Consider the following 11,521-nt stretch of genomic DNA (forward strand, 5'->3'; position numbering starts at 1 on the left):
TCAGCCATATTAATCAAGGCTTGGCGTGATTCAGAATGTGGTAGATCGTTGAGATGCTCAACGGCTTGAGTGGCGTGCTTGGCAGCTAATTCCCGTGCTTGTTCGAGACCTTTACTGTCTTGGATTAACTGTTTTTGCGGTTTTACCTCGGTTTCCAGGTTATCAAATACGCACATTTCCAGTAAGTGCGCCCATAGATATTCAAGAGAATTTTGATGGACGTAGCATTATTAATCCAGGTTATGTCCGTGAAGGAAGCGGCGGTGGGACGAGTGGTGGTAGTGGTACTGACGCCCAAGCGGGAACGGGTATAGACGAAACTTTTTACTATGGATTTAATAGCGAAATTAATCAAAACTTGCGCGGTGAGATGAAACCCAAAGTTGTGATGCGGGTGCGATCGCAAGCAGAAGGATTTTGGCGCGTCTTAGGATTTGATCGCTACACGGGTAAAGGCTGGGAAATTTCACGTAACGAACAGGTTGTCAACCACAAGCGTCCGAGTTGGTCGTATCAGATTTTTCTTTCACCACCTGCAATTAGTGGAGAGTCGCAGGAAGTTGTTCAAACTTATACAGTCGTTTCAGAATTACCAAACTTAATTCCAGCGTTAGCTAACCCTAAGCAAATATTCTTTCCTGCACCTGAAATTGCTGTCGATCCTGAAGGCGGTTTGCGATCGCCTGTGGGGCTATCAAAAGATCTCACCTACACGGTAATTTCACAAGTTCCTTACCGCGATCGCACTTTATTAGGAGAAGCTTCAACCGATTACCCTCAAAATATCCGTAATTATTATTTACAAATTCCGCCAAAAATTGCCACACGGGTACAGCAGCAGACACAAGAAATCTTAGCGAACTACAATCAACAACGAGTAGGACAATCAGAAAAAGCGCTGACATCTCCTTACGAACAAGCTTTGTATCTCGCCCAGTATCTCAAGCAAAATTACACTTTTCCAGAAAACCCTTTAGATCTCCCTTATCTCGCAGAAAATGAAGATTTAGTCGAGGCTTTTCTCTTTAAACATAAAGGTGGTTATCCCGATCACTTTTCTACTGTCTTAACAATTATGCTGCGTTCGATTGGCATTCCGGCGCGGCTAACAGTAGGCTTCAGTCCTGGAGAATTTAATCCTTTTACAGGTTTATACATTGTGCGTAATACAGATGCGTATGCATTAACCGAAGTATATTTTCCTGAATACGGCTGGTTTGCTTTCGATCCAATTCCAGGACATCCATTAATTCTGCCTTCAGTTGAAGAGTCACAAACGTTTAGTATTTTACAAAAATTTTGGCAATGGATTGCGGGTTGGTTGCCAAGTCCAGTATCTGGTTTTCTCAATACACTATTTACAGTTGTATTTAACTGGATAACAGCAGCGATCGCTTGGTTTATTGCTTTATTTTCTCAAGGCTGGTGGGGTGTCTTCACGAGTTTAATGATTATTACTGGAATCAGTTTTTTAAGTTGGCTTGGCTTACAACAATGGCGTGGGTGGTGCAGAAAAAGAGTGTTAGCCAAGCTACACCCTGTGGAACGCTTGTATCAACAAATGCTTTATTGGACAGCAACGCAAGGCTTTCATAAACATCCTGCCCAAACACCCTTAGAATATGCTCGAATATCTCATCAGTATTATCCTGCAATAGTTGCCAAAGTTATTGAGGAAATTTGCCAAGCGTACATCAGTTGGCGGTATGGCGGGCAATTACCCGATATTGAAGAATTAAAAATTCAGTGGCAAACGTTGAAAAAAGAGCAACTATCAAGTTGCAAAAACAGAAAAAGAGGTTACAAAACAACGATGTAACCCCTCTGTCACGTCATTTCACTTTAGACCAACATAGATAGCTTCAAAAGCAGAGGAAAACCATCTAGCTCGTAACATAAATACTACTAGCAGTTAAATCTGGAGAGCCAACTAATACTGCTAATTGTATTTGCTTGTGTGTACCTACACTACCATCAGCATCAAAATACAGCGCACCAGAGGATGCGTCATAAATAAAGCGATTGCCAAGTTCTTGTGCTGAAGTACCAAATTGCAACTGTCCTAGTAACAATTCTCCTTCTACAAGTCCACCGCCAAAACCACTTGCAGAAACATAAATTTTGTGATACTTATCTGCTGCAAAGTTGGTAATTGTATCTATTCCATCAGTTGGTTTACTGAAAATAAAGCCGCTATCCCAATCGCCTCCGATCAGAGTATCATTACCCCGACCACCTTCCATTGCAGCAATTCCACTTAAAACATCGTCACCATCACCACCATAAAGTCTACTGTAATTTCCTGTTATAGTATCGTTACCTTTGCCACCCTTTATAGTACTTTCATCACCATCGAGTAAATCATCGCCGTCGCCACCATCAATGTAAACTGAAGTACCACCAGTGATAGTGTCGTTACCTCTACCACCATACATTTCAGCATCATGACTAGCATAGAGGTAGTCATTGCCGTCACCACCATCCATATATATTGTGTCGTCTGGGTTATCAAAAAATCCGACGTGGCTGCCAATTAAGCGATCGTTTCCAGTTCCTCCATAAAGTTTATCTTTGTTACCACCTATCAGCGTGTCGTTACCAACTCCGCCATAAAGTGTATCGCTGCGCTTGTCATTACTACCATCAAGCTGATCGTTACCAGCAAGACCTCTTAAAACATTTCTACCCCTATTACCAGTGATGATATTGTCTAGTTCGTTGCCTGTACCATTAATATTGCTGCTTCCAGTTAGTACCAAATCATTCACATAAGCGCCCAGCGTGTAGCTTACAGAAGATTGCACTGTATCGTGAGCGCCGCCACCAGAATATTCAATAATGACATCAGTAGTCGTGTCTACAATATAAATGTCACTGCCTGTACCACCGATTAAAGTATCGATTCCCGCACCACCATTTAAGGTATCTTTACCTTCATAACCGTAGAGCTTATCGTTTCTTGAACCACCTTTTAAGTTATCGTTACCTGCAGTTCCCTTAATTATTGCCATACTATATAAGACTCCAGTATATATTTATAAACCTTCTATTCTTTGCTGGATTTATTGGCTTATGTCGTAGTTGTCATCTAATTCGCTTACTTTTATACATGGCTTTTTCGTTACATTTTTTTGCACATATACTGAAGAAATAGCCTCATAAATAATAGTTTTTAAGCAAAATAGCTCTTTTTTTTAACATCTGCATAATTCTTCAATAATTCAGTTGCAAAAAGCCAGAAGGGCTTTGTACAATATGGTTATTTCACATCTTGCACTTAGCGGTTTCAACCGCAGCTAATCAGACAAAACCTGCCTACGCAGGTTACAAACACCTCGATTTTTCGTTAGTCCGCGCAGGCGGAAAGAGTTTGTATAGCCGCGAATTCCATTCGCAAGGCTTGGTGCAAGATATAACGTTATACCAACCAAATATAGCGCTTCTATTTGATTTGTAAGCATTTTGTCATGCCTATTAATAGTTATTAAGCCGTAACCATTAACAACTCAAGCGTAAGATGTCACGATCGGAATAAACTCACTATTTTTTAAACTTAAGAAACAAAGTTAACAATTTGAGGTGAAACTATCTTGTGGTAGCACTTCTATTAAGTTCGGTCTGATATTTTTAATATTTTCTTTTGATTGTAAGTCATTTAGCTGGTTACTATTGAGTCGGCTGCAAAAAATATCAGACCAGCATGATGCTCATAACTTCTGAAACTCGTCTTTAGGTGTCAGGTGGTGGCTATTCCCTGAATCGCAGTCTTGATTTTAACAATCCACATTTTCATGTGGTGTATGATGCTATATTGATTAATCTGTAGTGGTGATAGTCACTCGTTCAAAACGAACTACCCCTGGCAATTGTCTAGTGCGATCGCGTCTTTGCAAGACATTAACCTCCTCAGCAGGTGGGACAAACGTAACGGAGATAGAATCTCCAGTTATGAGATTCAGCCGCTGTAACTCGCTTACCGCTTCACTAATATCAAGACTAAAGGTGGCTTTTTGGGGATGCGCAAATAGTGCCAACCTACCTACATAATAAGGACTGTTGCGGTCTGGAGTTACTCCTTTAGGGAGATTGATGTAAACTTCGTAAGGAATTGAATTTCTGGGATTGTACTCAACTCCCTCAACGTTAAGCCTCAGAAAACTTCTCTGTAATGTTCTTCTATCGAATAACCTAGCTCCTTGATCTTCTGAGAATCGGAGAGTTAAATTAACTGGAGTCTCCCTAAGTTCTACCAACATTTGTTGATTGTTCATAGGCGTTGCCGCTAAGATTTGAGGGGTCGCAGTTGTTTGCTGTGAAAAACTGTCAGTATCGCCCGTTCCACGCAATAGCATTTGGTTACTGAGAGGGGCATCGTCATATCTATAGTTTAGTTGCTGTACTGTGTCGATGATTTCACTACCACTCATCGTCACTCGGTTGCCATTTTCGTTAAAAAATGTAAAGCGATCGTTCATCCAGTCACTATCATTGAGAGGATTTGCCCTGCCTCCCCCTAATGAAAGCCACCTCCCCCAGAGGCGGTCAATGTTTGAATGATGGAGCCAAAAAATCGGATCGCGAGCAGCCATTTCTACCTGACGCATCCAGCCACTGGTACCACCTACCACTGTATGAACTTGGTTGTGTGGTCGTCCCTCTAATAGTCCGCCACCAGAACCGCGATGAGTCGAACTTGTGACTCTGCGACCGCCAAAGCTTTGCTGTCCAGAACTGGTATGGAAAAAGTTTGTGCGTTGAAAAGCCGCACTATAACTTACTTCAGCTGATGCTAATGCAGTCGTACCTTGATTGATACCAGGAGCGCGCTGTTCTACATAAAGAGAATTAGTGGAGCCATCAGGTAGTAGTCTATTGCGGAAAGGCTCAGGTAAAGTGCGCTGATCGGGAAAATCTGAATAGTTCCAGTAAGGAAGTGCCAGAGTAGGATCGCCGGATGCTTGACGCAGAATTTGCTCAAAGTAGTATAAGTACATGCGGTGCCAGGGGAAGAAGAAGAAACTTCCATGATTGCAAGTACCCCATGCTGTCAATCTGCGTGACTCGTTACTGGGAATGCCATGCATATTCGCTTGATAAATCCAGCTCCTCGGGTTACTACTAGACCGAGTCTGCATCACCCGAACTCCTTCCCTTAAAGCCGCAATTTTCGCAGGCGACTGCATGAACGTGGCTATATTCTCGCGAACGTAAACACTACTTGTTTGTGCGTTGGCTTTATTAACAAGACTGCTAATAAGTGGTACACTCCCTACACCAGCTGCTCCAGCAGATAAAAAGCTGAGTAGCCTTAAAACTTCACGCCGAGAAAAATTAGAAGGCATAAACTCCTCCAAAATATTCTTTTAATTTGTGTATAAAAGCAGTTGCATTCACGCACGCTTTATTGATTGAGTGCGTCAGCTTATAGTATTTCTTTAGAGAAAAACTGAAACTTATTTACTTGATAGTTGGCAAAAAATTAATTAGGTAGCAGGAATTTTATCTCTATGCTTCAAACAGGAGAAGATGACACCAAGAGATGGTATTCAGAGGCTATCTTTTACTATTTAGGCTTCGACAATAAGCTACAGGCAAGCATAATAAATAAATTCTTTTGAGAGTATTTAGTATGTCAGCTGAAATTTATTCAGCATAGGGATATTGATTCAATTAACTACGAAATGTAGCAATAATAATAGGTAAGTTGCCTACCCCTCACTTACCCTCTGTTCAACAGTTCTGGCACTGAAGACACTTGTCATCTTTATAGTTTGCTGACAATAAAAGCTTATTAACATCCTTACCCTCCCTCTTAGGAAGAAACGTAATTATATGTATGCAGAGAATACCAATATAAGCAATATCTTTGTATTGAACCTTTCTTTAGTTCATTTTTATAAGTGAGAAGCTACCTATAAAAATGGTATTTGAAACTTTTTGATTTATAGTTTCAATCTGCTTGAACTTAAGATAAAGAAACCGTGAAAAATAAGATAGAGTTTTTGCCTATTTTTACTATAACTTTATGTCTTGAGTACTTATAGCGAATCTTATTAAAGTTTTAATAAAGAAACATACAAATTTGCACAAATTGATTTGAAAGAGGTGAGTACATCAGTGAGTTTTTTAAAAACTTCATAAAGTATTATGAATATGTATTATTTCAATATTAAACACAGTATTTTATAGTGGGTTTCTACTAATTTTTCTATGTTGTTTCCACTGTGATGTTGACATCAACGAGCTAGCATTTTGCTCTTGCTGACGTCGCTGTAAGATAATACTTGCTGGATCGCTGAGTTGTGGATCGCGGTAGGGAATTGCAGCGCGAGTGAGGAGATGCTCTTGTTCTTCTGACGATAATGCAGGTAAATCAATAACCCAAGCTGCTACTGTACCTGGCGATCGCCTACCCACTGGTGGTGTCGAACCAATTTTTAATCCAGCTTGAATTAATGCTGTTCGTACCGCAGCCGCACACGAATAAGTCGCTAACCGTCCATCAGGGGCTAGACATAAAGCAACCTGCTGAAGAAATTCTACTGTCCATAGTTGCGGGCAATGTGGTGGTGAGAAGGGATCGAGAAAAATTGCCTCAGCTTGAAACTGGGCTTGATGCAATTGTTGAATTGTCTTTCTGGCATCACCGATAATCAGTTCGGCTTTAAGATTATTCGTTTGTATTTGTTGTTCGGTTGCTAATTGAGTGAGGAGTTGCGGTACAGGCTGACACCAAGATTGCAGTAGTTTGTGAGCGATCGCCGCTTGTGGTACACCAAGATTAGACTCTAGTGCGATGACCTCAACCGAACAACTAGGATTAATTTGCCAAATGGTTGCCAAAGCAGCTGCAGTGTTGTAGCCCAAACCATAGCAGATGTCTAATAATCGCAGTCGAGGTTGCAAGGCTTTTTGTTGAAGTTGAGTCGGTTCGACAAACTTTTTTTCAGCTTCCTGACGCGCCCCGTATTGACTGTGAAACGCTTCGTCAAATTCTTGAGAGAAAAATGTAAATGAGCCATCGGCTGTGGGTTGAGGAATAAATGTTGCTTCTGGCATGATGCTGAGGTTAGTTTTAATATTTGTTAGGCATAAAATATCTGTAATGATACTTTCTGGTAGTGCTACGGTGCTTTCATTATTCTCAACATGACTAATTCTAAATCAGTAGTTTCTGCCACATGGTTGTTTGAACACTTGGAAGCTCCTCAAGTCGCGATCGTCGATTGTCGTTTTTCGCTTGCAGATCCTCAATTTGGTCGCCAACAATATCACAAAAGTCACATCCCTGGAGCATTTTACCTAGATTTAAACCAAGATCTCTCTAGCCCCGTAGCGCAACACGGCGGGCGTCATCCTTTACCCGATCCAGAAAAGTTGGCGCACAAGTTATCGCAGATGGGTATAACTCCACAAACGCTCGTTGTTGCTTATGATGATTCGCGCTTTGCATTTGCGGCGCGCTTGTGGTGGCTACTACGCTACTTAGGACACACTCAAGTAGCCGTTTTGAATGGTGGATTCAAAGGTTGGCTAGCAAGCGGTTATCCTGTTACTGATACAATCCCTGAATCAGAACCAGGTAACTTTGTGCCACAAGAACACGCTGATCAGGTAGTAGATATTACAGCAGTTAAAGCTCGCAAAGATCTTCCTAATGTCATTCTCGTCGATTCTCGCGAAAGCGATCGCTATTTGGGAGAACGCGAACCAATTGATCCGATTGCAGGTCATATTCCTGGTGCAGTAAATTATCCTTGGCAAGAAGTTTCTGACGCTCAAGGTTACTTGCGATCGCTTAGCGAACAACAGCAGCGTTGGGAAAAATTACAGGAAGAGAAAGCTAAAGAAATTATCGTTTATTGCGGTTCTGGCGTTACTGCCTGTGTTAATTTACTTTCTTTAGAGTTGGCTGGTATTGACACTGGAAAGTTGTATGCAGGTAGCTGGAGCGATTGGTGTTCTTATCAACTTGCTGAGGGAAAGCTTGGCGAATAAATTCGCAGCTAAATAAACAAAGTCCACCTGCGTGGACTACGGATAAGGCATGCCTTACCCCCTCAAAACTTTTAACTTTAGTGTGCCTCCGCACACTTTGTTTGAGTAGCCCCGACTTCAGTCGAAGGGCATCTGTGATTCATACAAGTGAGCTACTACTCGCCCCTCGCTCCTTTATTAAAAACTACCTAACTCAACCGTATAAGTCACACTCAAAAATAAGTTATCAAAATCAACATTTGGATCAGAAGAACCACCAAGTGTTACTCCTGCTTGAAGATTAAATTGGCTTTCACGCGAGGCTGCATAAGTTAAGCGTCCGAGTATGCGGTGAAATTGATCTTCGCGATCGCGCTGTGTAAAGTTTGATAGGGCAAACTGGTAGTCAAGACCAACTAAGAAGTTGTTTTGTAAGTTGTAGCTTAAGGAAACAAGTAAAGAGTTGATGATTCGACTACGAGTTTCAGGATTAGCATCCGTCAGACGTAACTCGTATAAGCTATCTAATCGCAAATCGTTTGTTAAGCGATCGCGCCGTCGCAGCACAAAGCGGAGGGCATTTTCATTCAAAAAGCGATTTCCTGACTCTGAACGAAATAACTGCTGGTTAATCACACCGATTTCGCCAAACATTTGAGGTGAAAGTCTTTGACGAATTCCTGCTCTTGCGCGGAACTGATTGTAATTAGATGTAGATTGTTCAAGGTAACGAATCAAACTGCCATCAATTGCAGCAATCAGATCAGTATTCTCTCCTAACTTCGGCGTCGTAATTAAAGTGACACCTGACGAGAGTAAACCACCTGGGATACGACCTGGATCTACTCCAGAGAATATATTATTTGTTTGGAAGTAACCAACTTGAGCGAACAGGGAGCCTAACTGAGGTGATGGTGGTGGAGGTGCAGCGAATTCTGGTGGTGTTGGCTGTCGCTCTAATTCTCGGATTCGTAATATACCTAGATCTGAATCTATCTGTGGCGATCGCCTTTTAATTTCGCGGATACGCAATCTTCCTAGTTCATCAGTATCTGATTGCGATCGCCCTTCTAATTCGCGCAGACGTAATTCACCTAATTCTCCATCAACTTGTATCGGTAGTGGCTGTTGTGTACCCTGTGCTATTTGTAGGTGGTGAGATGTGGGAGAAACTAAGTTGTATTTGCAATCCTGTTCATTTAACTTTTGCTGTGATGCATAGGAAGTAGACAGGGATAGTTCAATATTGGTTTGTTTTTGTTGTTCATCAAGGAACTCTGTAGCAGCCTCAGACGTCAAACTATATCCATAACTTAAGTTAAATAAATTTGACTGCTCGAATGCATTGTTTGCTGGAATCCTCAAATTTCCTACTAAATGTAAGTTGTCTTTTTCAACAAGCTGCTTTTGAAAATCAATTGGTGTGATAAAGTGTTGTGATTTTGTTGTATCTTGATTGTTGGCAATTCGGCACTCGGAAGAAGTTACAGCCTTTTCCGGATAGAGTAGTGAATCTATTGTAGAAATGCATGAGAAGTCCTCTTTGTTTTCTCGATGCATTGAGGATATTGCTGATACAGAAATGTCTTTTATCTCACAATTGCTTTGAGGAGCGGCAACAACTATAATAGAATGAATCGAAAATAGGATAGTGCTATTAGCAGTGAAGATAATCCACATAAATAGCTTTCGCCATGAGGCTTGTAAGAGATTTTGCCCACACAAACTTTGAGGTGAGCCAGAGAGTTTCTTAAGCCAAGGCTTCGTAATAGTAGCTTTAAAAATAAGTTTTTTCACAGTATATAATTATACACAAAATCTGTTGAATACAAAATAGTTATAAAAAATTTACACATCAGATAGTTGTTTTTAGATCCAAAAAATTTTATCCAAGCGTAATATTATTTAAACCGAATCTTGCTTAGACAAAAAAAATGTTCCTTATTATTACTAGAAGAGTGAAGTTTAAAAACTAGCTGATTAAAATGAGTAGATGAAATTTAATTCTGAGAAATTTGCTATTTTAATGGCTTCTGCAACGATGTAATTTGGCATGATGAAACTTGGAAATCAGAAACTGCGTTTGATTGCTTTGGCACTTGTTCACCCTTTTTAGGCACTAAAAGCCATGTCTCGCAAGTTCGTCCTTATCCTTACCTTTGTTTTTTGGAGCATGACGCTGCCAATAGCTAAGAAGGCTAGTGCTGAAACTACTTTGACACGAGCCGTCGTGCAAAACATACGTAACCTTGTGCGCCTGCTACCACAAAATCGCACACCACGCCCAGCACGATTGTCAGATGCAATTCAACCTGGAGATGCATTGTCTACGGGTCGTTCTTCGTTGGCAGAATTACGTTTCAATGATGGCTCCTTAGCAAGGGTTGGAGAACAAGCAGTATTCCGCTTCATCGCAAAAACGCGCAGATTTAGATTATCAAATGGAACAGTACTATTGCTCATTCCTCCAGGAAGAGGAGTAACAGGTATTCAAACACCAAATGCAGCTGCAGCAATCAGAGGCTCGGCATTATTTGTACGCTACATACCCGATACTGACACAACAATTGTTGGAGCTTTAACAGATAGCAATATTGAAGTTTTCAACCAAACTGCTTCTCAAAGCGAAGTCCTTGAAGCTGGACAAATGGCAGTTGTCGTTAACGATAGAATTGAGCAACTGTTCGAGTTCGATCTAAATACTTTTTACGAAACGAGCGATCTAGTACAGCAACTGAATTTAAATCGACCAAATACTAACCCATCAGCTGATCCTGCATTGTCTAGTGTTCAAGCAGAAACTGCTGCAGCTGCCGCTTCAAAGCAGCCCGTGAGAGGTGAAGGAGTCGTTGAAAATCCATCATTTGTTCAGTCTCCTAGTAATTCAGCTAGAGACACTCAACAAACTCAAGGTAACAATACCTCTACAACACCATCACCCACTGAAAGCACACCAAGCAGTACAACTAACCCTACAAATGGAGGTAGCAATAATCAGCCGCCTGATAACGCAGTGAGAGACGGCACAACTCCAGTAGGTAATACAACACCGCCTAGTTCTTCTATTGATGATGCTGAACCAGTAACACCACCGCTAGAAAATGATACACCAACAACTGGTGGAACATCTAACAATACCCAATCTCCTACAACTCCACCCACAACTGAAGATAATACACCACCAACAACAGAGGAGACTCCTACTACACCACCAACTGAGCCTGTTGATAACACGCCAATAGAACCACCAGTTGACAACACGCCAACTGAACCAACTGAGCCTATCGATAACACCCCAACTGAGCCTGTTGATAATACGCCAATAGAACCACCAGTTGACAATACGCCAACTGAACCACCAGTTGATAACACGCCAACTGAACCACCAGTTGATAACACGCCAACTGAACCACCAGTTGATAACACGCCAACTGAACCAACTGAGCCTATCGATAACACCCCAACTGAGCCTGTTGATAATACGCCAATAGAACCACCAGTTGATAACACGCCAATAGAACCACCAGTTGACAACACGCCAACT

Annotated in this window: 6 protein-coding genes and 2 pseudogenes; 3 read left to right on the forward strand and 5 right to left on the reverse strand. The window is 41.4% G+C overall.

What is annotated here, in order from left to right; all coding sequences use genetic code 11:
• Positions 1-128, reverse strand: a pseudogene (locus tag CSQ79_RS29080) (solanesyl diphosphate synthase); the annotation flags it as partial.
• Between CSQ79_RS29080 and CSQ79_RS26695 the strand changes: the two are divergent.
• A pseudogene (locus CSQ79_RS26695) lies at positions 119-1,819 on the forward strand (transglutaminase TgpA family protein); the annotation flags it as partial. The pseudogenes CSQ79_RS29080 and CSQ79_RS26695 sit on opposite strands and share 10 nt — an antisense overlap.
• A 64-nt stretch (positions 1,820-1,883) precedes the next feature.
• On the opposite strand, the gene CSQ79_RS26700 reads toward CSQ79_RS26695, so the two are convergent.
• The 3 genes from CSQ79_RS26700 to CSQ79_RS26710 form a co-directional block, all read right to left on the reverse strand.
• A complete protein-coding gene (locus CSQ79_RS26700; protein ID WP_099704138.1) occupies positions 1,884-3,011 on the reverse strand; it encodes a calcium-binding protein in 1,128 nt (375 codons plus the stop codon).
• An 804-nt stretch (positions 3,012-3,815) separates the two neighbouring features.
• Entirely contained in the window at positions 3,816-5,342 is a 1,527-nt protein-coding gene (locus CSQ79_RS26705) for a tyrosinase family protein (RefSeq protein WP_099704139.1), read from the reverse strand.
• An 841-nt stretch (positions 5,343-6,183) separates the two neighbouring features.
• A complete protein-coding gene (locus CSQ79_RS26710; RefSeq protein ID WP_099704140.1) occupies positions 6,184-7,059 on the reverse strand; it encodes a tRNA (5-methylaminomethyl-2-thiouridine)(34)-methyltransferase MnmD in 876 nt (291 codons plus the stop codon).
• A 90-nt stretch (positions 7,060-7,149) separates the two neighbouring features.
• Here CSQ79_RS26710 and CSQ79_RS26715 point away from each other — a divergent pair, with 90 nt between their 5' ends.
• Positions 7,150-7,998: a sulfurtransferase gene (locus CSQ79_RS26715; RefSeq protein ID WP_099704141.1), complete on the forward strand. Its 849-nt coding sequence runs from the start codon at positions 7,150-7,152 to the stop codon at positions 7,996-7,998.
• Between the two features lie 177 nt (positions 7,999-8,175).
• On the opposite strand, the gene CSQ79_RS26720 is transcribed toward CSQ79_RS26715, so the two are convergent.
• Positions 8,176-9,537, reverse strand: coding sequence for a hypothetical protein (locus CSQ79_RS26720; RefSeq protein ID WP_099704142.1), 1,362 nt, complete (start codon positions 9,535-9,537; stop codon positions 8,176-8,178).
• A gap of 568 nt (positions 9,538-10,105) precedes the next feature.
• Between CSQ79_RS26720 and CSQ79_RS26725 the strand changes: the two genes are divergently transcribed.
• Positions 10,106-11,521: FecR domain-containing protein (locus tag CSQ79_RS26725; RefSeq protein ID WP_099704143.1), on the forward strand; the 1,416-nt coding region annotated here is incomplete at its 3' end.

The sequence above is a fragment of the Gloeocapsopsis sp. IPPAS B-1203 genome (assembly GCF_002749975.1).
Classification (GTDB): Bacteria; Cyanobacteriota; Cyanobacteriia; order Cyanobacteriales; family Chroococcidiopsidaceae; genus Gloeocapsopsis.

What these genes read in the sequence shown, in the direction of transcription:
- CSQ79_RS26700 (WP_099704138.1), bottom strand. Translation starts at nt 3,011, where the DNA reads ATGGCAATAATTAAGGGAACTGCAGGTAACGATAACTTAAAAGGTGGT.
- CSQ79_RS26705 (WP_099704139.1), bottom strand. Translation starts at nt 5,342, where the DNA reads ATGCCTTCTAATTTTTCTCGGCGTGAAGTTTTAAGGCTACTCAGCTTT.
- CSQ79_RS26710 (WP_099704140.1), bottom strand. Translation starts at nt 7,059, where the DNA reads ATGCCAGAAGCAACATTTATTCCTCAACCCACAGCCGATGGCTCATTT.
- CSQ79_RS26715 (WP_099704141.1), top strand. Translation starts at nt 7,150, where the DNA reads ATGACTAATTCTAAATCAGTAGTTTCTGCCACATGGTTGTTTGAACAC.
- CSQ79_RS26720 (WP_099704142.1), bottom strand. Translation starts at nt 9,537, where the DNA reads ATGCATCGAGAAAACAAAGAGGACTTCTCATGCATTTCTACAATAGAT.